The following is a 25,595-nucleotide window of genomic DNA, read 5'->3' as shown; positions in this document are numbered from 1 at the left end:
CCGCACATTTGCCGTTTCCAGAGCTGTGAACCTTCGTTTATGCTGGGCTGGTCATCGCTTTCCCACATACCGCTCCAGCACTCATGGCCGCCCACGTTCCCACCATGCTGGCAATGATCATCGTCAGCTCGCTGATGATGGCGGCCTCCATGGCCGTGGTGGGCTGGGGGCGGCGGCGCGACGGCCTGGCGCGCTGGGCGGCTGCTCTGCTGGTCAATGCCATCGGGCACACCCTCATCGCGCTGCGCGGCCTGGCGCCCGACCTCCTGTCGGTGGTGGTGGGCAACGTGCTGCTGTCCTGCGTGTTCGTCGGGATGATCGCGGCGATCTACCAGTTCCAGGGCCGTGCGGTGCGCTGGGTGCTTCTGCTGGCGCCACCGTTGGTGGTTGCCGTGGTGGTGCTGTTCTTCGTGGACAACTTCGCGGCGCGCGTGAGCTTCGTGAGTCTGTTGATCGGCCTGCAGGCTGTGTGGACACTGGCGGCGGCGCTTGAGCGCCGCCACGCCACCGTGGGGCGCGGGCAGTGGCTGCTGGTGGCCGGTCTGGGGCTGGAGGCAGCGGTGCTCGGCGGGCGGGCCCTGCTGGCGCTCAGCGGCAGCGCCGTGGCGACCAGCATCCTGCAGGGCAGCGTGCTGCAGACGCTTACCTTCATGGGCACCTTCGCGGTGGTGCTGATCAGCTCCATGGGTTTCGTGTTCATGGCGCGCGACCGCGCCGACGAGAACAACCGCATCATGGCCGCGGTCGACCCGCTCACCGGGGTGGCCAACCGCCGCTCGCTGATCGCCGCGCTGGACCGCGACGTCTCGCGCGCCGTGCGCACGCGAGAGCCCATAGCGCTGATGATGGTGGACATCGACCACTTCAAGCGCGTGAACGACCGCCATGGCCACCCCGCCGGCGACCAGGTGCTGTGCAACGTCGTCAACGTGCTGCGCGCCCGCGTGCGGGCGCAGGACCTGGTGGGCCGCTACGGTGGCGAAGAGTTCATGGTGTTGCTGCCCGACACCACCCTGCTGGGCGCCGAACAGCTGGCGCGCGAACTGTGCCGCGAGGTGGCGGACTCGCGCTGCCGCATCCGCTCGGCCGACGGCACGCAGGCCAGCGAAGGTGTGAACATCGCGGTCACGGTCAGCATCGGCGTGTTCGGCGGCCGGCTGGAGCCGGGCGACAGCTGGGACATGCTGATTGCGGCGGCCGACCGTGCGCTCTACCAGGCCAAGGAAAAGGGGCGCAACCGCGTGGAGGTGGCCACCACGCTGCGCCGCCCGGCAGACCAGGGGCCGCGCAGCAACCCCGACACCCATCCGGCCTCCCGGTACTGACGCTGGCAGCCCATCGCCGGTGCGGCGCCCCGCCGCCTGCCGGGGCACTTCAGGGGCATGCATTTTCAGGATGGCGCCCGTGAGGGGGTTGTGTTGGAATGGGGGTTTGGGTCCACGAGACCGACATCCCATTTGCCGAGGAGAGCCGCCCCATGAACGCCCGCATTCCCGCCCACGCCCTGCAACCCGCCCTGGCCCTGGAAAGAGTCAGCCAGGCGTGGGACGACGACATTGTTCGCCAGCTCACCGACTACATCGCCATCCCTGCCAAGTCGCCCATGTTCTCGCCCGACTGGGCGGAACAGGGCCTGCTGGACACCGTGGTGCGCAACGCCGCCGCGTGGGTCGAATCGCAGAAGGTCGCCGGCCTGAAACTCGAAGTGGTGCGCCTCCCGGGCCGCACGCCGGTGCTCTTCTTTGAAATCGACGCCACCCAGGCGGGCGCCACCGACACCGTGCTCATGTACGGCCACCTGGACAAGCAGCCCGAGTTCAGCGGCTGGCGCAACGACCTGGGCCCCTGGACGCCCAAGTACGAGGACGGCAAGCTCTACGGCCGCGGCGGCGCCGACGACGGCTACGCGGTCTACGCCAGCATCGCCGCCGTGCAGGAACTCAAGCGCCAGAACGTGCCCCACCCGCGTATCGTGGGCCTGATCGAGACCTGCGAGGAAAGCGGCTCGCGCGACCTGCTGCCCTACATCGAGGCCTTGAAGCCCCGCATGGGCAACGTCGCGCTGGTGGTCTGCCTGGATTCGGGGGCGGGCAACTACGACCAGCTGTGGCTCACCACCAGCCTGCGCGGCATGGCCACGGGCACGCTCAAGGTCGAGATCCTGACCGAAGGCATCCACTCCGGCGACGCCTCGGGCCTGGTGCCTTCGTCGTTCCGCATCATGCGCCAGGTGCTCGACCGGCTGGAAGACAGTGCCACCGGCCGGCTGCTGCCCCAGAGCTTCCACTGCGAAGTGCCCGCCGACCGCCTGGGCCAGGCCCGCGCCACGGCCGCCATCCTCGGCGACGAGGTCTACAAGCGGTTCCCGTGGGCGCACTATGACTGCGGCGGTGCCACCACCTTCGCGCTGCCCACCACCACCGACCCGGTGCAGGCCCTGCTCAAGCGCACCTGGGAGCCCACGCTGTCCGTGACCGGCGCCGAAGGCTTCCCAGCCCTGCAGGACGCGGGCAATGTGCTGCGCCCCTACACCGCCTTCAAGCTCAGCCTGCGCCTGCCGCCCCTGGTCGATGCCGGCCAGGCTGTGCAGGAGCTCAAGGCGCTGCTGGAAGACAACGCGCCGTACCAGGCCAGGGTCACCTTCCAGGGCACGAGCGGCGCCACGGGCTGGAATGCGCCCAGCACCACGCCCTGGTTCGAGCAGGCGCTCAACGACGCCTCGCAGGCGCACTTTGGCGCACCCTGCGGCTACATCGGCCAGGGCGGCACCATTCCACTCATGAACATGCTCAGCGAAGGTTTTCCTGCCGCGCAGATGATGGTCTGTGGCGTGCTCGGCCCCAAGAGCAACGCGCACGGCCCCAATGAGTTCCTGCACGTGCCCTACGCCAAGAAGCTCACGGCGGCGGTGGCGCAGGTGATCGCGGCCTTGCCGGTGGCATCGGCCTGATACCACGCGAATCGAGAACACCCACCCGTTCACGCCGGGCCTGTCGAAGCGCCGCACAGGCTTGGACCCCGGCTGCACCCATCCCCGTGCCTTGCCTTCATCTTCTCAGCTCCCGAATGTCCGAACTCGCCGCCTCGACCCTGTGCACCTTCACCGCCGCCGATGGCGAGAACCTGGCCATCCAGGACTGGCCGCTGGAGCCGGGCGAGCCCTGCCGCGGCACCGTGCTGCTGGTGCACGGCCTGGGCGAGCATGTGGGGCGCTACGACCATGTGGCGCGACGGCTCAACGCCTGGGGATTTGCGGTGCGCGGCTACGACCAGTACGGCCATGGCGAATCGGGCGGGCCGCGCGGCGGGCTGACCAGCGACACGCGCCTGCTCGATGACCTGGCCGACATGGTGGACGCCACCCGCGCCCGCATGCCTGCCGGCCAGCCGCTGGTGCTGCTGGGCCACAGCATGGGCGGCCTGGTCGCGGCGCGTTTCGTGTCTCTGAACGTGCGGCCGGTGGATGCGCTGGTGCTGTCGTCACCGGCGCTGGATGCGGGCCTGAACGCGGTGCAAAAACTGCTGCTTGCCACGCTGCCGCGCATCGCACCCAACCTGCGCGTGGGCAACGGGCTCGATGCGCAGTACCTCTCGCACGACCCCGCCGTGGTGGCGGCGTACCTGGCCGACCCGCTGTGCCACGACCGCATCAGCGCGCGCCTGGCGCGCTTCATTGCCGAAGGCGGCGCGGCCACCGTGGCCCGCGCCGCTCAGTGGAGCGTGCCCACGCTGCTGATATGGGCAGGCAGCGACAGGCTGGTCAACCCCGCCGGCAGCCGTGCATTCGCCGCCGCCGCACCCAAGGCCGTGGTGCAGCCGCACTGCTTCGAGCCGCTCTACCACGAGCTGTTCAACGAGAGCCCGGAACTGGCCGAGCCCGTGTTGGAGCGCCTGCAGCAGTGGCTGGTGCAAGGCCATCCGCCAAAGAAAATCTGAGAAAAATGGCCTCTAGCGCCCTGCTGGAAAGCGCTGGCAGCTATTATTTTTGAAGCAAACCGCCCAGCATGCCGAACAGGTCGTTGGCATTGCCGAACCCGCCCTGCGGTGCATGGCCCTGGGGGCTGAGCTGGTCCACCAGCCCCGGCAGCACCTGGGCCAGCTGGCCGGCGGCAGCGCCCGAGCCCACGCCCAGCTGAGCCGCGATCTGCGACAGCGGCCCGCTGCCCAGCACCTGGGACAGCTGCTCACCCGATATAGCCTGGTTGGGTCCGGCACTGAGCCACGAGGCGATCACGTTGCCCAGGCCCGCCTGCTGAAACCTGGCCATCAGGCCCGGCAGCCCACCCACGGGCCCGTCGTTGCTGATCAGGGACATCACGGCCTGCACCAGCTGCGGGTTCTGCGCGGCCAGGCTGATCAGCCCGCCCAGCCCACCGGCCGCGCCTTCGCCCCCGTGGCCCTGTGCGCCGCCCTGCGACGCGTTGTTGATGACGGCACCCAAGACGGAATCGAGCAAGCCCATGGCGATCTCCTGCGCAAGAAAAACAAAAGACAGATGTTACGCAGTTGAGCGGGCGCCCTGTGTCAACAAAGGTGAATTCAGCGCTCCCTCGCCCTGCATGGCTGGCGGCGCCGCGCCCTGGCTTCGACAGGCTCAGCCCGAACGGGTTGCGTTGGTTCAGCAACACAACGGCGGCACCCCTGTCCGCGCACGCCCGTCGACACCGGCGCGGCCCAAGCCAGTGCCGCCGCGCAAGGGCCGCCCCGCCCCGCTGGCGGCGTCCCCCTTTGGGGGAAGCGGCGAAGCCGCTCAGGGGGTTACTTTCTCTGGCGCTTTTCCAAAAGCGGTTCGCTCACGCCTTGCACACCCACCAGGCCCAGCACCGTGACCAGCGAGGTCTGCGCACCCTTCCAGGCGTCGGTCAGGTCGATCCACTCCGACAGCGCATGGAAGCCGCCGGTCTTGCCGCCGCCCCCGATCACAATGGCCGGGATGCCCAGCGACATCGGCACATTGGCGTCGGTGCTTGCACCGCCCAGCACCGTGGTGCGACCGAACGCGGTGTTGGCGCGCACGGCAGCCTCCACGATCACCGAGTCCGCCGCCGTGCGGCCACCGGGCCTGTCGCCGATGAGCTTGGTCGATGCGGTGAGCGTGTTCACGCTCCAGCGCGCGTTTTCTTCGGCCACGGCGGCATCGATGGCCGACAGCACCTGCTTTTCGGTGGCCAGCAGCGGCGCCATCTCGTCGGAGCGGATGTCCACCGCCATGCGCGCATCGGGCGCGATGGTGTTCACCGACGTGCCCCCGCCCACCGTGCCCACGGTGAAGGTGGTCTTGGGCGTGGTGGGCGTGCGGATCTCGGCGATCTTGGCGATCGCGCGGCCCATGCCGTGGATGGCGCTGGGCACCTGGCCGAAAGCCGCGTAGCTGTGGCCGCCCGGGCCCTTGAAGGTCACCTCGTGGCGGTGGCTGCCAGTGCCCAGTACCAGCACCGTGCCGTCGGGCGCGGGCTCCAGCGCCACCATGCCGTCGATATCGAGGTGCTCCTTGAACAAATGCTTCATGCCTCGCAGGTTGCCCAGCTCTTCCTCGCCCACATTGCCGACGAACACCAGGTCGCCCACGGTGGAAATCTTCTGGTCGTTCAGTACCTTGAGCCACGACAGCAGCACGGCCAGGCCGCGCGTGTTGTCCGAGATGCCGGGTGCGTACAGCCTGCCGTCGCGTTCCTTGACCTTCACGTCGGTGCCTGCGGGGAACACGGTGTCCAGGTGGGCCGAGATCACGAGCTTGGGGCCGTTGCCCGTGCCCTTGCGGATGCCCACCACGTTGCCTTCGGCATCGATGGCGGCGCTGGCCAGGCCCAGGGCCTTCAGGCGTGCAAGGAACGCCTCGGCACGCTTTTGCTCCTTGAAGGGAGGCGCCTCGATCTCGGTGAGCATCCTGAGGTCCTCGGTCGCGCGGTCATGGTCGGCCTTGACGGCCTCGAGCAGGCGCGCGATCTGCGGCGCGGCCATGAGCTGGGTGTAGGCCTTGTCCACCGCCGGACGCAGCGTGGTGGGGGTGGGCGCCACGGCGCCCTGGGCATGGGCTGCATGGCCCAGCAGGGCGGCGGCCGCCAGGACTGCGGCGCTGGCCAGAGGGGTGAGTCGGAGTGTGCGGGCAGGATGCGTCATGGTCAGAAAAAACGAAAGGTGTGCGAAAAGGGCCGAAGCCTGCAGAGACACGGGTGCGGTTGCCGCACGGCCCAAGACCACCGGATAGGGAGCACGGGCGCGGCTTTCAGCCCCGAAGGCAATGCAATTGTTGGGCCGTTTCGGCTGCGGGAGTTCTGCTTTAATCTGCCGAGCCGACAGTTTTTCTAACACCTGATTCCGTGCGCCACCACATCCCCAGTACCCGTGCTCTGCTTGTTTTCGATGCCGTGGCGCGCCACCACGGCGTGAGCAAGGCCGCCGAAGAGCTGTGCCTGACCCACAGCGCCGTGAGCCAGCAGCTGCGCCTGCTGGAGAGCCAGCTCGGCCTTCAGCTGGTGCAGCGCGGCGCGCGCGGCTCCACACTCACCGACGTGGGCCGCCGCTACCACGCGCAGATCGTGGGCGACCTGCTGCGCCTGCAGAACCACACGCTCGAAGCCATGGCCCAGCGGCCCGACGGCACGCGCCTGCTGGTGGGCTGCGTGCCCGTGTTCGCCGAGCGCTGGCTGCTGCCGCGCCTGCCAGCCTTCCTGGCCGCGCACAAGGGCTGCAGCGTGCACCTGCAGGTCTACCCCACGCAGATCTACATGGCCGAGATCCCGTTTGACGTGGCTGTGCAGTACAACGACGCGGCCTGGCCCGGCGTGGCGCCCCTGCCGCTGATGAGTGAGGTCTGCGTGGCCGTGTGCGCGCCCGCGTCGCGCCACCGCCGGGCGATGGAGCGCGGCGACTTTCGCGCCGTGCCGCTGCTGCAGCTGAGCTCCCGCCTGGGCGCGTGGGACGCTTGGTTCAGCCGCGCCGGCATCACGCGCGTGCCCGCGCACAGCCTGGGTGGCCACCGTTTCGACCTGTTCTCCATGCTCGTCGAGGCCGTGCGCGCAGACCTGGGCGTGGGCCTGGTGCCGCACTACTTCGTGGAGCGCGAACTGCAATCTGGCGAGCTGGTGCTGGCCCACCCGCACCAGGGCAGCGATGCGCGGGGCTACAGCCTGTTTGTCGCGCCCGACCGCCGCGAAGACCCGGCGGTGGATGCGTTCGTGCAGTGGCTCACGGCTGCGGTGCAGAGCCAAGGCGGCCTGCCCGCGCAGCGCGCCGCCGCTGCACTGCCAGCCAGGCCAGCGCCAGGCCCGTGACCACGATGGGCACGAGCGAGCCGGCATTGAGCAGCGCCCAGCCCTGCGTGGTGACCAGCACGCCGGATGCGAACGAGCTCATCGCCAGCGTGCCGAACACGCAGAAATTGATGGCAGCCTGCGCGCGGTCCTTCTCCTCGGGCCGGTAGGCCGTCATCGACAGCGTGGTCGCGCCGGTGAAGAGAAAGTTCCAGCCCACGCCCAGCAGGAAGAGCGCGATGCCGAAGTGGTGCAGCGCGATGCCCATCAGCGCCACGGCCACGCAGGCGAAGTTGAGCAGCACCCCGGCGCCCATGACGGGCAGCACGCCCAGGCGCTTGATCAGGTGGCCGGTGACGAAGCCCGGCGCGAACATGCCTATCACATGCCACTCCAGCACCAGGGCAGACGCATTGAAGTCAAAGCCGCACACCTGCATGGCCAGCGGCGTGGCGGCCATCAGCAGGTTCATCACGCCATAGCTCAGCGCAGCGGCCAGGATGGAGATCACGAACACGGGCTGGCGCATCAGTTCGGCGAGCGGGCGGCCCGCAGGGGCCTGGCCTGCGGCCGCGCGCGGCGCGGCGGGCTCGAACCGTATCGCCGCCATGCACAGCATGGACAGCAGCGCCACCCCCATCAGGGCCATGTACGCACCCGCGAACGGCACCGGGAACAGCGTGCGCGTGGCGCTGGCAAGGTTGGGCCCGGCCACGGCGCCCAGCAGGCCGCCCGCCAGCACCAGCGACACGGCTTTCTCGCGGTAGTCCGGAGCGGTCAGCTCGGCAGCGGCAAAGCGGTACAGGCTGCCGTTGGCGCTGTAGTAGCCGGCCAGCAAGGTGGCGGCGCACAGCAGCCAGAAATTGGCGCTGAAGGCCGCCCAGGCGCACAGCGCGCACGACGCGATGGCCACCGCCAGCCCGATCTGGAACGACGCCTGCCGCCCCCAGCGCGCCTGCGTGCGCGCCACCAGCGGGGTCGAGAGGGCTGCGCCCACCACGTAGCCCATCACGGGCAGCGTCGCCATCCAGCCAAAGGGTGACAGTTGCAGCCCCACCAGGCCGTTGATGGCGATAAAGACGACGTTGTTGGTCAGAAAAAGACCCTGGCACAGGGCCAGCAGCCACAGGTTCTTGTTCACGGTGACAGGGGGCGGTGATGGGGGTGAGGGGACGGGCGGGGCTTCGGGCGGGATCGGATCAACGCCCGAGCGCATTGCTCTGGCATTGTGCACGCCGGTTGATGAAGATCAGCCGGCGCGCGGAGCGCCGTGGGTATGGTGCGTGCCAGTGCTTGGGCTCCGCAGCGGAGCCTGCCTTGGAACCTGAGTGATGGACCTCCGCAAACCCGCAGCGGCCGCACCGGCCCTCGAACTCGTGTGCCCCGCCGGCTGCCTGCCCGCGCTCAGTGCAGCGGTCGACAACGGCGCCCCTTGCGTTTGCCTGGGCCTGCGCGATGCGCGCTGCCTTCGTACGCCACTGGCGGGTCGTCCAACACCCATGGCGCGTGCTTGCCGGCGAAGGACGTGCGCTGGAAGGAAACGCCGCGCGGCCTGGAGTCGCGCCCGAACGGCATCCTCATCGACCGCTGCGGTGCCGCCGAGAACGCGGGCCACCCCCACGCTGTGCAAGGGCCGGCGCGACGTGGGCGGCGACGAGAACTACTGCGCGCTGCAAGAGCCCACCAGCCTCAACCCCCCGGAGCTGCTGCCCGAGCTGCTGAAGATGGGCGTGCGCGCCATCAGGATCGAAGGCCGCCGGCGCAGCCCCGCCTGCGTGGCCCAGGTCACCCAGGTCTGGCGCGAAGCCATCGACCACTGCCTGGCCAGCCCGCTGCGCCATGCGCGCAAGACCCGCTGGATGTCCCGGCTGGACCTGGTGGCCGAGGGCCAGCAGCACACGCTCGGGGCCTGCCACCGGCCCTGGATGCGAAGGCATTGCGATCACCTACCCACGCGTGCGCTGCGGCCCGTTCTTCACTTGCCATGCACCCATTCCAACCGATCACGCGGAGCCTGCCTAGGTCCTGCACACGGCTGCGACAGGCTCCGCCCGAACGGGCGGGACGGGGCGGACGCCCTTGCGCAGCCGTGGTGGCCCGCCATGCGAACAGCGCCCGCGAATCACATCTGGACTTTTCGTCATGAAACTCTCCCTCGGTCCCCTGCTGTACTACTGGCCGCGCGAGGCCGTGTTCGCGTTCTACGAGGCCATGGCCGCCACGGCGCTTGACGTGGTTTACCTGGGCGAGACCGTGTGCACACGGCGCCACGAGGTGCGCCTGGCTGACTGGCAGGCCCTGGCGCGCATGCTGCAGGGCGCCGGCAAGCAGGCCGTGCTGTCCACGCAGGTGCTCATCGAGTCCAGCGTCGACGTGAGCCTGCTGCACAAGATCACGGCCAACGGCGATTTCATGGTCGAGGCCAACGATATGGGGGCGGTGCACTGCCTCTCGCGCACAGACACCGGTCCACAAGCCTTCGTCGCCGGTCCGCACCTGAACCTGTACAACGCACACTCGCTGCAGTGGATGGCGCAGTTCGGCGCCACCCGCTGGGTGATGCCTTTGGAGATGTCGCGACAGGCCCTGTCCGCGGTGCTCGCACAGCGGCCCGAGGGGCTGGAGACCGAGGTGTTCGCCTACGGCCGCATGCCGCTGGCGTACTCGGCCCGCTGCTTCACCGCGCGCCACCGCAACCTGCCCAAGGACGACTGCCAGTTCAGCTGCCTGCAGCATGCCGACGGCCTGCCGCTGCGCACGCGCGAGAGCGAGGGCTTCCTCGTGCTCAACGGCACGCAGACGCAGTCGGCCCGCGTCTACAACCTGGCCAACGACATGGCGGGCCTGCGCACCAGCGGCGTGGACGTGGTGCGCCTGAGCCCGCAGGCGCAGCACATGGCCGAGATCATCGCGCTGTTCGACGGGGCGCGGCGTGCCCAGCGGGACGACACTGCGGTGCCGGGCGCCGCAGAGGACTACGTGCAGCGCATGCAGCCCCTCATGCCCGACCTGCCCTGCGACGGCTACTGGTGGGGCCGCCCGGGCCTGGAGCAGGGAGGCTCGGGCCACCCCGCCGCACGCCGTGCCTCAACGGTGCCCGCGGCACACGGCGAAGAGCGCGTCACCACCACCGCCTTTCCTTCATCCGACACCTGCTCCAGCTCCATCAGGACCCCGCCGCGTGGGCCCCGCTGAACAGGCCCTAGCCCAGCCACCCCTTGGGCACCTTGTCGGCCTTCTTCTCCACGGGGTTGGCCGTGAGCTTCTGTGCGGCGTACTGGCGCATGAACTCCTTGGCCTTGTCGTGGCGGGCGGTGAGCCAGGCGTCGTAGGCGCCTTCGTTCAGGATGGCGGGCATGCTCTTCTCGCCGCCTGGAGGCCCGTAGCGGTTGAGCAGCGCATGGTTGTTGGCGTTCAGCGTGAGCAGGCAGTAGCTCACGATGACTTCGCCGTCGGCGCCCTGCCAGCGCGCCCAGAGGCCCGCCAGGCCCATGGGCCTGCCATCCACGCGGGCGATGCGCGTGGGCACTGCCTTGCCGCTGCGCCAGTCGTCCTCGAAGAACGCCTGCAGGGGCACGATGCAGCGCTGGCCGTTCAGCCATGCGTCTCGGAAGGCGGTGCCGGTGGAGGCAAGGTCGGACTTGGCGTGCGCGAGCTTGGGGGCGCGCAGCTTCGCGTCCGATGCCGATTTGACCCAGTGGGGCACCAGGCCCCATTGCGCGGGTACGAAGACGCGGGCCGTGGGGGCGCGCTCTTCGGTGCCACCCGCACGTTCTCCTTCGCCAACACCGCGTCCGTCCAGGGCCGGCGCAGGCTGCTCCGGTGCAGCCGCAGCCGGCGGGTTCGCAATCGCTGCTGCTGTGGCCGCATGGACGATGAAACCGCCCGGCTTGCGCGGCCACAGATGGCGCTCGCCCGGTGCGGCGGGGGGCTCCACTGCAAACGCCTCGCGGTAAGTGTCGGCGGGGTGCAGGGTTTCGTAGTGCGTGCTCATGGCGCAATGGTACCGGGCGCCCGATGGTCTGGTCATGAAAATGCCGTCTACCGCTCGTCGTTCAAGCGCTGTCAGCTATGAAAATCGTAGCTTGAGAAGGCAACTGCGGCAGGGTGCCGTCCTGGCGCATGCCTGCGCACAAGCGGGCGATTGCCCCCGCCGCTCCTGCAGGACCTCAAGGCGCATGCCCGGGAGGAAGTTTTGTGGAACCTCTTTCTGCCCACGCTGCAGGTCGACGAGCCGGGCACGTGCCTGACCCCTCTTGACCAAGCGCCGCTGACCGAGGCCATGGGCCGGCCGCTCTCTGGACCGGGGGCCGCGCGCTGCGCCGGGCGCGGGAGGGGCGCAGCGAGCTGGCGGCATTCTTCACGACGCCGCAGCAGATGCGGGCGGCGCCGCGCGCCTGGCCTGACAGCGCAGAACAGGCTCGACGAGAGAGAAGAATGAGGCGTGGCCTCCCGGTGCCCTCAGGCGCGCACGCCGTGCGCCTGCCCGGGGCCCTTGCCCAGACGCGAGCCTGCGGGGGCTACGACGATGCGGTTGCGCCCGAGCGACTTGGCGGTGTACAGCGCCTGGTCGGCGCGCTCAAGCGTGAGCTCCACCGTGTCGCCCGGCAGGTGCAGTGCGAGGCCTGCCGAGAGCGTCATGTGCAGGCTGCCCTCCGGGTGCGGGATCTCCATCGCGGCCACGGCCAGGCGCACACGCTCCAGCAGCTCGCGCGCGTCGTCGGGGTCGGTGTCCGAGAGCATCAGCAGGAATTCCTCGCCGCCCCAGCGGCCGAGCACGTCGGTGTCGCGCACGCTGGCGCGCACCACGCCGGCGAAGGCCTGCAGAGCCCGGTCGCCGGTGGCGTGGCCGTGGCTGTCGTTGATGCGCTTGAAGTGGTCGATGTCCAGCTCCGCGATCAGCAGCGGGCGGCCGCTGCGCAGGCTGCGGCGGTGCTCCAGGTTCATCAGGTCCTGCATGGCGCGGCGGTTGGGCAGGCCGGTGAGATCGTCCCGGGTGGCCAGCTCGCGGTTCACGGCCAGTGCCTGGGCCAGGGCCTGCCGCTGCTCGCTCAGCCGCGCCCGGATGCGCTGGATGCGCAGGTTCAGCGCGATGCTGCCGCCCAGCACGATGAGCACCATGAGCGCATAGGCGGTGTCCAGGTAGCCGAACGGCGAGGTGCTGAACCGCGTGGTGGCCGCCACGGCGCAGCTGAAGGCCAGCAGCGCATACACGCCAATGCCGATCACCTCGGCGACTGTCAAGCCGAAGGTGCCGAAGAACAGAATCATCGCCAGCACGCTGGGCACGATGCCGCGCGCTTCGCCTGCCAGCACATACGCCACGGCGCCGCTGGTGATGGTCCAGACCATCTGCGGCACTGTCAGGGACGGGTCGGCCAGGCGAGAGGTTTGGCCGGATCGGATGAAGCCCGTCATCACGGCAAGTCCTCCGACCGAGATGGCTGCCCACCATCGCACGGCGGACGCGTTCGCCGAGTCGCTGGCAGCTGCCACCAGCAGCATCACGCCCGAGCTGGCGCCCATCAGCACCAGCGCGAGCAGGGCAACGCTCATCAGCGTGCGGCGACGGGGGTCGGTGGAGAGAACCACATCCCTCAAGCGTTTCCAGCGTGACGGTGCGCGCAAATCGAAGCTCCTGACAGGACCCAAGGACCGCGCCAGGCACGGTGCAACAAACAGTCCGGAGAGGATCAGTGCCTGCGGCGGGTTCGTTGCCGGTTCATTCTAGGCCCCGGCCTGCGGGGCGTACAGGCCCGCAGGGCAGGATGACGCAGGGTGCGCGTTCAGGCCTACAGCGTGAGCGCGGCCAGGGCGGCCAGCGGAGCTGTCTCGGCGCGCAGCACGCGCGGGCCCAGCGTGGTGGGCGCGAATCCGTGCTGCAGCGCAAGCTCTTCCTCGGCGGCGCTCAGCCCGCCTTCCGGACCCGAAAGGAAGACCACCGCCCGTTCACCATGAGGCTCCACCGCGCTGCGAAGCGGTGCCGTGCCGGCGCGCAGGGACAGCAGCAGCCGCTGTGGCGCACTGGCAGAGGCATCCGGCACGCCTGCCGTCAGGCCCTGCGCACGCACCCATCCGGCCAGGTCGACCGCATCGTGCACCACGGGCACGCGGTTGCGCCCGCATTGTTCGCACGCGGCCACGGCCACGGCCTGCCAGTGGGCGATCTTCTTGTCGGCGCGCTCGCCCTTGAGCTTGAGCACACTGCGCTCGGCCGTCAGCGGGGTGATGCTGGCCACGCCCAGTTCGGTGGCCTTTTCCACCAGCCAGTCCATGCGGTCGTTGGCGGTGATGCCCGCCAGCAGGTGCACCGCGCGCGGCGCCTCGCGCTCGATGGCGTGGTGGGCGCCCACCACCACGCGCACATCGCTGCGTCCCATGCGTAGCACGGTGGCGTCGAATTCGCCGCCCGGGTCTTGCGCGCGCTGGCCGCCGTGGAACAGCGTGATGCCGTCCCCCGGCTGCAGGCGCAGCACCTGCACGTGTCGCGCGGCGCCGGGGGGCAGGTCCAGTTCGGCCCCGGTGATCAGGGCTTCCGGGCAGTGAAAGCGGGGCATATGCTATCTATTTGGTAGCTTCTTGCGCTTGCTGTGTAAGCGCCAAAGGCTGATTTGATGCTTGTTCGGGGTGCTCGGCCAGCCTACATGCGCCCGTAGGCGAACCCGACAGCCGGCTCCGTGCCCTCGATCTGGTCGAGCATCTTGAGCAGAGGCCCCAGCTGGCGGTAGCGGTTGGCCGTGGCGCGGATGTAGGCCATGAAGCGCGGCGTGTCGGCCAGGTACTTGGGCTTGCCGTCGCGCAGGGTCAGTCGCGCAAAGATACCCGCGACCTTCAGGTGACGCTGCAGGCCCATCCATTCCACGCTGCGGTAGAACTCGCCGAAGTCATTGCCCCAGCCGCTGGCGCTGTTGGCGCCCATCAGGCCGGCCTTGCGCGCCTTTTCCCAGTAACGCACGGTAATGTCGATGACAAACTCTTCTTCCCAGCTGATGAAGGCGTCGCGCAGCAGGCTGGCGATGTCGTAGGTGATGGGGCCGTAGACCGCGTCCTGGAAGTCCAGCACGCCCAGGGGGCCGTCTGCAGGTGTGGCGAGGCTGCCCGCGAGTTGCCCCTGCGCACCCGGGGGAGCCATGAAGTTGCGGGGCATGAAGTCGCGGTGCACGTACACGCTGGGCGCGGCAAGGTTATGCGCCACGATGGCATCGAACGCTGCCTGCAAAGTGGCCTGCTGTGTGGCGTCCAGCGTGACGCCGCGGTGCCGGGCCAGGTACCAGTCCGGGAACAGCGCCAGCTCGCGGCGCAGCAGGGCTTCGTCGTAGGCGGGCAGCACGCCGGGCCGCGAGGCCATCTGCCAGTCCAGCAGCACATCGGTGGCCTGCTGGTACCACGCAAAGGCCTGGTCGGGTCGGGCGGGGTCCAGCAGTTCGATCAGGGTTTGGTGGCCGAGGTCGGACAGCAGCATGAAGCCGCCGGGCTCGTCCCAGGCCAGGATCTGCGGCACGTGCAGGCCCGCGGCGGCCAGCAGGCCCTGGACGTGGACGAAGGGGCTGCAATTCTCCTTGTCGGGCGGTGCGTCCATGACGATGCGGCTGGCACCGGTGGCGCTGTCGATGCGCAGGTAGCGCCGAAAGCTGGCGTCCGCCGAAGCGGGGCGCAGGGTATGGGGCAGCAACTGGTGGGTTCCTGCCAGCGGCGCAAGCCAGGCCTCGAAGGCCGCCTGGCGGGCCGCATCGGGCCATGTCACGGCAAAGGCAGCGGGGGCCGGGCCGGCTGCAGAGGCAGCGGCGGCGGCGGGCAATGAAGAGGATGGGTGGCTCATGGATAATCCGATTTTACAAACCGCTCCCAGGTCTGCCTGGAGCGGCCTTCTTTCACAGCCCTCTGCCCACCGCCCCTCCGTGCCACGCAGCCAGCCCCCTTCCGTGCAGACCCCTTCCATCCGGACCCGGCCCGCCACGGCAAAGGCCGCACGACTGCGTCCGCCCGTCCCCCGCGCCCTCGCCTACGGTGTGGCCCTTGCCTGGTGCGGGCTGCCGTTTTCAGCGCTGGCGCAGGCGGGCACGGCCGCATCGCCCAGCGCCTGGGACGAACCACCCGCGCTGCGCAGCTCGCCCCTGCTGCAGGAAAAGATCCCGGACGCCGTGCGCACACAGCTGCCGGTGTTCGTGCGCGGCGACCACATCAGTGGCCAGACCGACCTGAATGCGGTCATCGAAGGCAATGCCGAGCTGCGCCGCGGGGACACCGTGATTCGCGCCGACCGGCTGGACTACGACGTGCCCCAGGACCTGGCCAAGGCCCGGGGCCAGGTGCGCATCAACCGCGCGGGCAATGTGTACGAGGGCACGGCGCTGGAGCTGCGTGTGGATGCGTTCGAAGGCTTCTTCAGCGACGCGCGCTACCGCTTCCTGGCCACCCAGGCGCACGGCGAATCCACCCGCGTGGACTTCATCGACAAGGACCGCGCGGTGGTTCACAACGCCACGTACACCACCTGCCAGCGCGACGACGAGGCCAACTGGCAGCCCGACTGGGTGCTGCGGGCCGCCACCATCCGCATCGACAACGAAGAGTCCGTGGGCACGGCCGAGGATGCGGTGCTGGAGTTCAAGGGCGTCTCCCTGCTCCCCATCCCGTACATCACCTTCCCGCTGTCGGACAAGCGCAAGTCGGGTCTGCTGCCGCCCACCATCGGCCTGGACAGCCGCGATGGCGTGGCCTATTCGCAGCCTTATTACTGGAACATCGCCCCCAACCGCGACGCCACGCTGCGTGCGGCCCTGATGACCAAGCGCGGCGCCAACCTGGGCGGCGAGTTCCGTTACCTGGAGCCCACCTACCATGGGCAGATCAGCGGCGACGTGATGCCCGGCGACCGCCTGCGTGACCGCATGCGCTGGAGCTTTTCGGGCCAGCACCAGGGGCTGCTGGACACGGGTATCGGCGGCGTGGGGCTCAACATCAATGTCAACCGCGTGAGCGATGACAACTACTGGCGCGACTTTGGCCGGGCCTCCGAGCCGCTGCGCCAGCGCCTGCTTCCCGGCGATGCCAGCCTGTCCTGGGCGGCGAACGACATGAGTGCCGCGGTGCGCACCCTCAAGTGGCAGACGCTGCAGGACGTGAATTCGCCCATCGTGCCGCCGTATGACCGCATGCCCCAGATGCAGTGGCGCTACATGCCCTCGCAGCTGGGCGGCGGCTTCGACGCCACGGTCGAACTCGATACCACGCGCTTTCAAGCGGCCCGCGCGCTGACCAATCAGCCCAACGCCGACCGTGCGTACGCCATGGCGCAGATCAGCCGGCCGTTCCTCGCGCCCGGAGGCTTCGTCACGCCGCGCCTGCAGCTGCACGCCACCACGTACCAGTTCGACACCGCGCTGACCAACGGCAGTCGCTCTGCCAGCCGCACGTTGCCCACCTTCAGCCTGGACAGCGGTCTGGTGTTCGAGCGCGACACCTCGTATTTCGGCCGTGCCTTCCTGCAGACGCTGGAGCCACGCGCTTTCTATACCTACACGCCTTACCGCGATCAGAGCCGCCTGCCGGTGTACGACACGGCCGCCAACGACTTCAACTTCGCCACCATCTACACCGAGAACGCCTTCGGTGGCAACGACCGCATCGCGGACAACAACCTGCTCACGCTGGGCGTGAGCACCCGCCTGCTGGACCCCAACTCCGGCGCCGAGGCCGCGCGCTTCGGCATCGCGCAGCGTGTGCGCTTCTCCGACCAGCAGGTGACGCTGCCGGGGGTTGCGCCCGTGAGCGAGCGTCTTTCGGACGTGCTGCTGGGTGCGGGTATCACCTGGACGCCGCAGTGGGGCTTTGACTCCACCGTGCAGTACAACCCCAAGACCGGCCGCTCCATCCGCTCGACCATCGGCGCGCGCTACAGCCCAGGCAACTACCGCACCGTGAGTGCGGCCTATCGCCTGCAGCGCGGCACCAGCGAGCAGATCGACATCGGCTGGCAGTGGCCGTTGAACGACCTGTGGGGCGACAAAGGCAAGGACCTGGGCCCGGGCCGAGGCCAGGGCGGCGGGCGCTGGTACACCGTGGGCCGACTGAACTACAGCCTGCAGGACCGCAAACTCGTGGACACCGTGGTGGGCCTGGAATACGACAGCTGCTGCTGGATCGGCCGTGTGGTGCTCGAACGCCTGCAAAGCGGCGTGGCCACGGCCAACACCCGCCTGCTCTTCCAGGTGGAATTCGTGGGCTTCTCCCGCCTGAGCCTGGGCTCCAGCCCGCTCGAGACCTTCAAGCAACATGTGCCGCGTTATCAGTACCTGCGCGAGCAGGTCAGTACGCCCAGCCGTTTCACCAACTACGACTAGGCGCTGTCGGCGCCTGGTACCTCACACGCTCCACACCATGAACCAACGAGCATTTGCACTGGCCTTGGCGGCCGCCCTGGTTTCCCTCATGGCGCAAGGCGCCGCCGCGCAGGGCCTGCGGCCTTCGGGTGCCGCGCCTGCGGGCATGGGGCTGTCGCGCCCTTCGGCGGCGCCCTCGGTGACCCTGCCGCCGGAAGGCAGCACCGCCAGCGCCGGTACGCGGGCGGCCGACTACATCGTCGCGGTGGTGAACTCCGAGCCCATCACCAACAACGAAGTGCGCTCCCGCCTGGCCCGTGCGGAGGCGCAATTGGCGCAGCAGGGCGGCAACGTGCCCCCGCGCGACGTGCTGGCGCGCGAGGTGCTCGAGCGCCTCATCGTCGAGCGTGCACAGCTTCAGCAGGCCAAGGAGTCCGGCATCAAGGTCGACGACTTCGCCGTCTCGCAGGCCGAGCAGGGCGTGGCCCGACAGAACAACATGACCACCGACGAGCTGTACCGACGCCTCGGCCGTGACGGCATGGGCCGCGACCGTTTCCGCGAAGAACTGCGCAACCAGCTGTTGCAGCAGCGCCTGCGTGAGCGCGAGGTGGAAGCCCGCGTGAAGGTCACCGACCTGGACATCGATCAGTACCTGCGCGACCAGCAAAAGGGCACGGACGTCGCATCCATGGAAATCAACCTGGGCCACGTGCTGGTCGTCGTGCCCGAGAACGCCAGCCCCGTGCAGGTGGCGGAGCGCCAGGCACGTGCCCAGCGCGCCGCCGACCGCGTGCGCGCCGGCGAGGACTTCGCCGCCGTGGCGCGCGAGCTCTCGGATGCCCCCGAAGGCCAGCGCAACAACGGCCTGCTGGGCCTGCGCCCGGCCGATCGCTACCCCGAGCTGTTCGTGAACTCCACCTTGGCCGTGCCGGTGGGCGGCATCGTCGGGCCCGTGCGCTCGCCCGCGGGCTTTCACGTGCTCAAGGTCGTCGAACGCGTCACCGCAGGCGTTCCCACCACCGTGACGCAAAGCCATGCCCGCCACATCCTGCTGCGCACCAGCCCCCAGCTGACCGAAGCCGCGGCCGCCGCGCGGCTGGCCGACTACCGCCGCCGCGTGCTGGCGGGGCAGGCCGACTTCGCGGCTCTGGCGCGTGAGCATTCGCAGGACGGCAGCTCCAAGGAAGGCGGCGACCTGGGCTGGGCCAACCCCGGCCGCTACGTCCCCGAATTCGAGCAGGCCATGAATGCCCTGAAGCCCGGCGACATCAGCGAGCCGCTGGTCTCGCGCTTCGGCGTGCACCTGATCCAGCTGCTGGAGCGCCGCGAGGCCAAGCTCACCCAGCGCGAACAGCGCGAGATGGCGCGCGACACCGTGCGCGAGAAGAAGCTCGACGAGGCCTACGCCACCTGGGCGCAGGAGCTGCGTGGCCGCGCCTACGTCGAGTACCGCGAGCCGCCCCAGTGATGCGGCTGTGGCAATGAAACACATACCCCGCAAGCGCTTCGGGCAGCACTTTCTGTCCGACCACGGCATCATCGACGGCATCGTCGATGCCATCGCCCCGCGGCCGGGCGACCCGATGGTCGAGATCGGGCCGGGCCTCGCCGCGCTCACGCAGCCGCTGGTGGAGCGTCTGGGCCGGCTGACCGTGATCGAGCTCGACCGCGACCTGGCCCTGCGCCTTCGGCTGCACGGACAGCTCGACGTGATCGAGTCCGACGTGCTCAAGGTCGACTTCACGCAGTTGGCAGAGGAGTTCCGCGCCAAGGCTGGCCGAGCCGACCTGCGCCTGCGCGTGGTGGGCAACCTGCCCTACAACATCTCTACGCCCATCCTGTTCCACCTGCTCGAGCACGTGCAGGTCATCGAGGACCAGCACTTCATGCTGCAAAAGGAAGTGATCGACCGCATGGTGGCCAGCCCCGCCACGGGAGACTACGGCCGGTTGTCGGTGATGCTGCAGTGGCGCTACGCCATGGAGAACGTGCTGTTCGTGCCGCCCGAAAGTTTCGATCCGCCCCCGCGCGTGGACAGCGCCGTGGTGCGCATGGTTCCCCACGCCGAGCCCGCGCCACTGTCGGTGCCTTTGCTGGAAGAACTGGTGCAGGTCGCCTTCAGCCAGCGCCGCAAGCTGCTGCGCCACACGCTGGGCCGCTGGCTCGAAGCCCGCCAGTTCGCCGGTACTTTCGACACCCAGCGCCGGGCCGAGGAAGTGCCCGTGGCCGAGTACGTGGCTCTGGCACAGGCGTGCTCTTAGATTGATAGCTGCTGGTGCTTGCTGGGAAAGCAATAGCGGCCAATTTGATCAGTATTGGGGAGAGTCTGGGCGCCTCAAGCGGCCCGCGTGCCGAGCGGAGGGAAGACTGGCCCGCGTTGCGTTTTCCCGAGGCGATGCAACGTGCCAAGTGCGAAATGCCGGGTTGCCATCACCCGTCGCTCGCGCATCGACAGGTCTGAATCAGGCCACGCTGCAATCACTCCTGCCGATTCGAACCGTCACTGACCCCGCAACTGGCGCTGCCCCAGACAAGTGACACCGTGGATCTGACTTTGCCAGTCCACCGGTGTCGTCCCCCTTCCCGAACGGCGCAGCCGTTCGAGAGAAGGGGCTGAGGCCGCAGGCTCCATGCCTGCCTGCGCAGGGTTGGACGGCCACGAAGAGCGGCCGCCTCTGGCGGACGCACCGAGGCGCAGCGCCTCCGGGGGATGTACCGGATTCAGGCTGCGCTGAGCCAGTACCCCGAATTGAAGGGGCTGCTCATGCGCAAGGCCATGGGCGAGACGTCCACGAGTTTGTCCGTGGGCATCTTCTCGGCCGTCGCGTCGGCGGCAGCCGTGATCTCGATGCCTTCGACGCCGCTGGCGGTATCGGTAGCCTCATTCGCCCGTTCTGCTTGGCTGGTGGATGCAGAACGGGCTACAGAAAAGAATAGAAACACCGGAAGGGGATCTTGCGGTCGCCCCAGTAGTCGGCTGCGTCGCGGAAGATGTCGAGCAATTGCTCGCGCGCTTCCTTGTCGAACTTGCCCGTGGCGGGGATCTGCTCCAGCACCACGATGAAGCCCGGCTGCGGGCCCGATTTGTGCAACGGGTCCGTCATGCAGTCGTACAGCGCATCAAAGTTCTTGCCAAAGTGCGACGGAAAGGTGAATTGCCCGGCAATCAGATCCAGCACATCCTGCTTGGACTGCGCGTGGGCCAGGTTGGCGTACAAGAAATGGTGTCCCATGGAGGTGGCTGCATCCTGCAGATCCTGCACGCGGAAGGCGCGGATCGACTGCACGATGTTGGTGCGCACGCCACGCAGTGGCGTTTCCAGGTCTTTACGAAGTGGCGTCTGCATCTCCGCTACTCTTTCTTTATAAAGTCCACAAACTTCTGGCATTTCGCGGGGCTGCGAGGGCCGGCCTGCGATGGGGGAATTCAATGGGATACGGTGCAGGTTGCCAAGTTTCATTTGGCAGGCGTGCGCCGCAACGGGGGTCATTTGGCGATCTCGCGGAAACTGGCGTAGTGGTCGCTGGTGTAGTAGCACGCATCCGGGGTTCGGGGCGCGCCGCCACACACTATGCGCCGGGCTCCCCGGTCGCGCGATCCTGGCGTTCTGACGGTGTACTCGCGGTAGTAGCCCCGCTTGTGGGCGGGCAACAGCCGCTCGCGATTGCCGAAGACCGATCCATCCTTGTCGTACGGAAACGGCCCGCCCTCATGGATCAGCGCATAGGTTGCGCGCCCTTGGGGCGGCAGCTCGGCCAGTGCAATGGGGGTGATGGACCCGTCTGTGGACGGGGATTTCCGGGCGTGCCCCGCAACCGGGGACAGCACGAACACAACACCCAACACACACAAAACCCCTGCTTTGCGCGCCCGGGTGCCTACAGCCTTCAGCATCAACGAAACCTTTCAGAAACTACGGGTTAACCCGAAATTTCGACCCGCTAGTGTGACTCAACAGCCCCCAAAAAGCAAGCGTCTGCACAAAGATTGGGCAGACGCTAAAGGGGGTGGCAAGCGCAATGAGTTAGCGCTTGCTATCGTTTCGTGACTTATCGCAACGCGTTGGCATCGGCGACGGTCAGCGCCGTCATGTTCACAATACGGCGCACGGTGGCGCTCGGCGTCAGGATATGGACCGGCTTGGCGGCGCCCAGCAACACCGGGCCGATGGCGATACCGCCGCCCGCCGCCGTCTTGAGCAGGTTGTAGGCAATGTTGGCGGCATCGATGTTGGGGAACACCAGCAGGTTGGCATCGCCGGTCAGTTCGCTGCCGGGCATGACGGCCGCGCGGGCCTTGCCGTCCAGCGCCACGTCGCCGTGCATTTCGCCGTCCACTTCCAGCCACGGCGCCTGCTGGCGCAGCAATTCCAGCGTCTGGCGCATCTTGACGGCGCTGGGGTTGTTGCTGGTGCCGAAGTTGGAGTGCGACAGCAGCGCGGCCTTGGGCTTGAAGCCAAAGCGCATCATCTCCTCGGCGGCCAGCGCGGTGATCTCGGCCAGCTCCTGGGGCGTGGGATCGTAGTTCACGTGCGTGTCCACCAGGAACACCTGGCGGCCGGGCAGCATCAGGCCGTTCATGCAGGCGTACACCGGCACGTCCTGCTCGGTGCTGTCGGCACCGCCCGCGTGCTTGCCGATCACCTGGTCGATGTACAGCAGGTGGTTGGCCGTGGTGCCCCAGGTGCCGCAGATCAGTCCGTCCACCTCGCCCTTGTGAAGCATCATCGCGCCGATCAGCGTGAGGCGACGGCGCATCTCGATCTTGGCGACCTGCTGGGTGATGCCCTTGCGCTCGGTCATGCGGTGGTAGGTCTGCCAGAAGTCGCGGTAGCGGTGGTCGAAGTCGGTGTTGACCACGTCGTAGTCCACGCCTTCCTTAAGGCGCAGGCCGAACTTCTCGATGCGCTGGGCGATGATGGCCGGGCGGCCGATCAGCGTGGGGCGCGCCACGCGCTCGTCCACAACGATCTGCGCGGCGCGCAGCACGCGCTCTTCCTCGCCCTCGGCATACGCGACGCGCTTGCGTGCGGCGGTGCGGGCCGCGTCGAAGATGGGCTTCATCGTCGTGCCGGAAGCGTAGACGAAGGCCTGCAGACGGTCGCGGTACGCGTCCATGTCGGAGATGGGGCGCTGCGCCACGCCGCTGTCGGCAGCTGCCTGGGCCACGGCCGGGGCGATCTTCATCATCAGGCGCGGATCGAACGGCTTGGGGATCAGGTACTCGGGCCCGAACGACAGCTTCTCGCCCACGTACGCTGCGGCCACCACTTCGCTTTGCTCGGCCTGGGCCAGCTCGGCAATCGCGTGCACCGCGGCGATTTCCATCTCATCGGTGATGGTCGTGGCGCCGCTGTCCAGCGCGCCGCGGAAGATGTACGGAAAGCACAGGACGTTGTTGACCTGGTTGGGGTAGTCCGAGCGGCCCGTGGCCATGATGATGTCGCTGCGCACGCTGTGAGCGAGCTCGGGCATGATTTCGGGGTTGGGATTGGCCAGCGCGAAGATCACAGGGCGCTCGGCCATGGTGGCCACCATCTCGGGCTTGAGCACGTTGCTGGCCGACAGGCCCAGGAACACGTCGGCGCCGGCAATCACTTCGGCCAGCTTGCGCGCGTCGGTCTTCTGCATGAACTGGCGCTTGTCGTCGTCCATCAGCTCTTCGCGGCCTTCATACACCACGCCCGCCAGGTCGGTGACGAACACGTTCTTGCGCTGCACGCCCACCTTGAGCAGCAGGTTCAGGCAGGCCAGCGCCGCCGCGCCCGCGCCGCTGGTGACCAGCTTCACGTCCTCGATCTTCTTGCCCGCCACCTTGAGGGCGTTGACCATGGCTGCCGCCACGGTGATGGCCGTACCGTGCTGGTCGTCGTGGAAGACGGGGATCTTCATGCGCTTGCGCAGCTCGCGCTCCACATAGAAGCAGTCAGGTGCCTTGATGTCTTCGAGGTTGACGGCACCGAAGGTGGGCTCCAGCGCTGCGATCACATCCACCAGCTTGGCGGGGTCCTTCTCGTCGATCTCGATGTCGAACACGTCCACGCCCGCGAACTTCTTGAACAGGACGCCCTTGCCTTCCATCACCGGCTTGGAGGCCAGCGCGCCGATGTCGCCCAGGCCCAGCACGGCGGTGCCGTTGGTGATCACGGCCACCAGATTGCCGCGCGCCGTGTAGCGGAAGGCGTTGGCCGGGTCCTTGACGATTTCCTCGCAGGGGGCAGCCACGCCGGGCGAGTAGGCCAGCGCCAGGTCGTGCTGGTTGACCATCTGCTTGGTGGCTGCGATGGCGATCTTGCCGGGCTTGGGAAACTCGTGGTACTCGAGAGCGGCACGGCGCAACTGCGCGCGCTTGTCGGATTCGTTGTTGTTGTTCTGGGCCGTGGTGTTCTCGGGCATTCAAGGTCTCCAACTCGGTCGGTCGTCAGGATGGGGGCAAAAAACCGTGCTGCAGCGGGCTGCGGCGGGTTGTCAGCTTTGTAAGGGTCCGCGATTGTAGGACGAGGCCGGTAAAAACCCTAGTAAGCGAATCTGCTTATCCGGGTGCTTGAGTTGTGACTGATTTGCATGCAAATCAATCAATAGGCCGGAGCTATCAAATGCCGAGCAGCGCAAATTTTTATTAACATTTGGCAACGGTCTGATAAAAGCGTTGGTGTCCGAGGCACACATATGGTGCGTGCTGCGATTGAACAGGCTCTTTGTAGCTATGAATTCAGTAGCTTTCCGCGATGGCTGGATAAGCTGAAAAGCCCATTTTTTACAGATGAAGAGGTGTACACCATGGCCATTCCGATGGATGAGAATTTCGACGACAACGCGACGGATCTGGTCTTGTCCGGTAACACCTTCGATCTGGACGGGCTTCGCTATGTGCTGGTGGGCAGTGGTTCCTACAGCAGCAAGATCGTTAAGGGAAGCACGCTCAGCAACCCCCAGGGCACCAGCACCAACGAACTGATTCTCGACATGGATGCAGGTAACAACAGCCAGTACGGGCTGTCCAGCCTCACCATCTCGGCGGTCGATGGCAGCCCGTTCAGCCTCGCGGGCATCAGTTTCATGATCTACAACGGTGCCGCCATCGGCGGACCTGCCCCGTCTTCCAACGTCACCTTGACGAACAACCGGGGTGAAACGATCGGGACATATTCACCCACAAACGGTGGTTTTATCGTCCAGTTCAATGGGACCGGCAATGCGGCGGCGCAGGGCATCACGAGCTTCACCTTCTCAGGAACCGAGTTGGTTATTGAACTCGACAACCTCGACTTCGCGCCCATCCCCGCCGTCGCTCCCAGCCTCTCGGCCACCGCCGTCAACCCGGCCTTCACCGAAAACGGCAGCGCTGTCGATGTGTTCAATGGCGTCACGGCCAACGCCAACGACAGCGGCCAAACCTTCACGAGCGTCACGTTCACGGTAAGCGGCGTCAGCAATGGCGCGGCGGAAAGCCTCACCATCGGTGGCACCAGCGTGGGGCTGAGCCATAACAACTCAGGGTCATTGGCCGGGGGCGGCACTTACAGTGTTGCGGTGGCCGCTGGCACGGCCACCGTCACCGTGGCTGGCATGGGCCGTGATGCAACCCAGATGGGTACGCTGATTGACGGCATCACCTATGGCAATACCAGCGACAACCCGGGCAGCGCCAACCGCGTGGTGACGATCACCCAGGTCACTGACGACGGGGCCAGCAACAACTCCACATCGCTGAGCATCGCGTCCACGGTGTCGGTGGCGCCCTCCAACGACGCCCCTGTGGCCACAGTGCCTGCGACCATTTCCGTCACGGAAGATGTGGCCACCGCCTTGACCGGCATCAGCTTCTCGGATGTGGATGCGGGCAGCAGCAGCGTGACTGCCACGCTGTCGGTGTCCGGCGGCACGCTGGCGGCCACCAGCGGCGGCGGTGTGACCGTGGGCGGCACAGCCACGGCCCTGACACTGACCGGTTCGGCCAGCAACATCAACACCTTTGTCGCGGGCAGCAACGTCACCTTCACCACTGCAGCCAATG

20 protein-coding genes and 1 pseudogene are annotated in these 25,595 nt (G+C 67.9%); 10 read left to right on the top strand and 11 right to left on the bottom strand.

Annotated features, from left to right (window positions below; genetic code table 11):
* Window positions 1-83: 83 nt before the first annotated feature.
* The 3 genes from KW835_RS25060 to KW835_RS25050 all read left to right on the top strand — a co-directional run bounded on the left by KW835_RS25060 (window position 84) and on the right by KW835_RS25050 (window position 3,936).
* A complete protein-coding gene (locus KW835_RS25060; RefSeq protein WP_218387456.1) occupies window positions 84-1,325 on the top strand; it encodes a GGDEF domain-containing protein in 1,242 nt (413 codons plus the stop codon).
* A 152-nt stretch (window positions 1,326-1,477) separates the two neighbouring features.
* A complete protein-coding gene (locus tag KW835_RS25055) occupies window positions 1,478-2,950 on the top strand; it encodes a M20 family metallopeptidase (protein WP_218387454.1) in 1,473 nt (490 codons plus the stop codon).
* A gap of 116 nt (window positions 2,951-3,066) precedes the next feature.
* Window positions 3,067-3,936: an alpha/beta hydrolase gene (locus tag KW835_RS25050; protein ID WP_218387452.1), complete on the top strand. Its 870-nt coding sequence runs from the start codon at window positions 3,067-3,069 to the stop codon at window positions 3,934-3,936.
* A 43-nt stretch (window positions 3,937-3,979) separates the two neighbouring features.
* Here the strand turns inward: KW835_RS25050 and KW835_RS25045 are convergent, their stop codons facing one another.
* Both KW835_RS25045 and KW835_RS25040 read right to left on the bottom strand, forming a co-directional pair.
* Window positions 3,980-4,462: a YidB family protein gene (locus tag KW835_RS25045; RefSeq protein WP_218387451.1), complete on the bottom strand. Its 483-nt coding sequence runs from the start codon at window positions 4,460-4,462 to the stop codon at window positions 3,980-3,982.
* Window positions 4,463-4,758: 296 nt separating this feature from the next.
* Complete coding sequence (locus KW835_RS25040) at window positions 4,759-6,120, bottom strand: M20/M25/M40 family metallo-hydrolase (protein ID WP_218387449.1); 1,362 nt, start codon at window positions 6,118-6,120, stop codon at window positions 4,759-4,761.
* Window positions 6,121-6,320: 200 nt separating this feature from the next.
* On the opposite strand from KW835_RS25040, the gene KW835_RS25035 reads away from it, so the two are divergent.
* Complete coding sequence (locus KW835_RS25035) at window positions 6,321-7,274, top strand: LysR substrate-binding domain-containing protein (protein WP_218387447.1); 954 nt, start codon at window positions 6,321-6,323, stop codon at window positions 7,272-7,274.
* Here the strand turns inward: KW835_RS25035 and KW835_RS25030 are convergent.
* Window positions 7,189-8,394 (bottom strand): MFS transporter, encoded by a 1,206-nt coding sequence (locus tag KW835_RS25030; protein ID WP_218387445.1) that lies wholly within the window; start codon window positions 8,392-8,394, stop codon window positions 7,189-7,191. The two genes, KW835_RS25035 and KW835_RS25030, sit on opposite strands and share 86 nt — an antisense overlap.
* A gap of 312 nt (window positions 8,395-8,706) precedes the next feature.
* Between KW835_RS25030 and KW835_RS27005 the strand changes: the two are divergent.
* Window positions 8,707-9,178 (top strand): annotated as a pseudogene (locus KW835_RS27005) (peptidase U32 family protein); the annotation flags it as partial.
* Window positions 9,179-9,395: 217 nt separating this feature from the next.
* Complete coding sequence (locus KW835_RS25020) at window positions 9,396-10,448, top strand: U32 family peptidase (protein WP_218387443.1); 1,053 nt, start codon at window positions 9,396-9,398, stop codon at window positions 10,446-10,448.
* A gap of 7 nt (window positions 10,449-10,455) precedes the next feature.
* Here the strand turns inward: KW835_RS25020 and KW835_RS25015 are convergent, their stop codons facing one another.
* The 4 genes from KW835_RS25015 to KW835_RS25000 all read right to left on the bottom strand — a co-directional run bounded on the left by KW835_RS25015 (window position 10,456) and on the right by KW835_RS25000 (window position 15,072).
* Window positions 10,456-11,247 carry an SOS response-associated peptidase gene (locus KW835_RS25015; RefSeq protein ID WP_218387441.1) on the bottom strand — a complete coding sequence of 264 codons (792 nt, stop codon included), beginning with the start codon at window positions 11,245-11,247 and terminating at the stop codon, window positions 10,456-10,458.
* Between the two features lie 467 nt (window positions 11,248-11,714).
* Window positions 11,715-12,809 carry a diguanylate cyclase domain-containing protein gene (locus tag KW835_RS25010; RefSeq protein ID WP_218387434.1) on the bottom strand — a complete coding sequence of 365 codons (1,095 nt, stop codon included), beginning with the start codon at window positions 12,807-12,809 and terminating at the stop codon, window positions 11,715-11,717.
* A gap of 236 nt (window positions 12,810-13,045) precedes the next feature.
* Window positions 13,046-13,810 carry a 16S rRNA (uracil(1498)-N(3))-methyltransferase gene (locus tag KW835_RS25005; protein WP_218387432.1) on the bottom strand — a complete coding sequence of 255 codons (765 nt, stop codon included), beginning with the start codon at window positions 13,808-13,810 and terminating at the stop codon, window positions 13,046-13,048.
* Between the two features lie 83 nt (window positions 13,811-13,893).
* Window positions 13,894-15,072: an aminoglycoside phosphotransferase family protein gene (locus KW835_RS25000; protein ID WP_218387430.1), complete on the bottom strand. Its 1,179-nt coding sequence runs from the start codon at window positions 15,070-15,072 to the stop codon at window positions 13,894-13,896.
* Here KW835_RS25000 and KW835_RS24995 point away from each other — a divergent pair.
* Genes KW835_RS24995 through rsmA form a run of 3 tightly spaced genes read left to right on the top strand, consistent with a single transcriptional unit; the run spans window position 15,071 to window position 19,839 of the window.
* Window positions 15,071-17,596 (top strand): LPS-assembly protein LptD, encoded by a 2,526-nt coding sequence (locus KW835_RS24995; protein ID WP_370633688.1) that lies wholly within the window; start codon window positions 15,071-15,073, stop codon window positions 17,594-17,596. The genes KW835_RS25000 and KW835_RS24995 overlap by 2 nt on opposite strands.
* A 37-nt stretch (window positions 17,597-17,633) precedes the next feature.
* On the top strand, window positions 17,634-19,046 hold the full coding sequence (locus KW835_RS24990) for a peptidylprolyl isomerase (protein WP_218387428.1): 1,413 nt from the start codon (window positions 17,634-17,636) through the stop codon (window positions 19,044-19,046).
* A 13-nt stretch (window positions 19,047-19,059) separates the two neighbouring features.
* Window positions 19,060-19,839, top strand: a complete 780-nt coding sequence (gene rsmA, locus KW835_RS24985) for a 16S rRNA (adenine(1518)-N(6)/adenine(1519)-N(6))-dimethyltransferase RsmA (protein ID WP_218387426.1) — start codon at window positions 19,060-19,062, stop codon at window positions 19,837-19,839.
* Window positions 19,840-20,299: 460 nt separating this feature from the next.
* On the opposite strand, the gene KW835_RS24980 is transcribed toward rsmA, so the two are convergent.
* The 4 genes from KW835_RS24980 to KW835_RS24965 all read right to left on the bottom strand — a co-directional run bounded on the left by KW835_RS24980 (window position 20,300) and on the right by KW835_RS24965 (window position 23,974).
* On the bottom strand, window positions 20,300-20,521 hold the full coding sequence (locus KW835_RS24980; protein WP_218387424.1) for a hypothetical protein: 222 nt from the start codon (window positions 20,519-20,521) through the stop codon (window positions 20,300-20,302).
* A complete protein-coding gene (locus KW835_RS24975) occupies window positions 20,500-20,925 on the bottom strand; it encodes a barstar family protein (RefSeq protein ID WP_010464776.1) in 426 nt (141 codons plus the stop codon). Before KW835_RS24975 ends, KW835_RS24980 begins: the two co-directional genes overlap by 22 nt.
* 140 nt (window positions 20,926-21,065) lie before the next feature.
* Window positions 21,066-21,473 carry a ribonuclease domain-containing protein gene (locus tag KW835_RS24970; protein ID WP_218387422.1) on the bottom strand — a complete coding sequence of 136 codons (408 nt, stop codon included), beginning with the start codon at window positions 21,471-21,473 and terminating at the stop codon, window positions 21,066-21,068.
* 155 nt (window positions 21,474-21,628) lie between these two features.
* A complete protein-coding gene (locus tag KW835_RS24965) occupies window positions 21,629-23,974 on the bottom strand; it encodes an NADP-dependent malic enzyme (protein WP_218387421.1) in 2,346 nt (781 codons plus the stop codon).
* A 273-nt stretch (window positions 23,975-24,247) separates the two neighbouring features.
* On the opposite strand from KW835_RS24965, the gene KW835_RS24960 reads away from it, so the two are divergent.
* Window positions 24,248-25,595: hypothetical protein (locus tag KW835_RS24960; RefSeq protein WP_218387419.1), on the top strand; the 1,348-nt coding region annotated here is incomplete at its 3' end.

Origin of the sequence: Acidovorax sp. sic0104 (assembly GCF_019219095.1) — a bacterium.
Taxonomy (GTDB): Bacteria; Pseudomonadota; Gammaproteobacteria; order Burkholderiales; family Burkholderiaceae_C; genus Acidovorax.
This window is presented reverse-complemented; position numbering and strand designations above follow the sequence as displayed.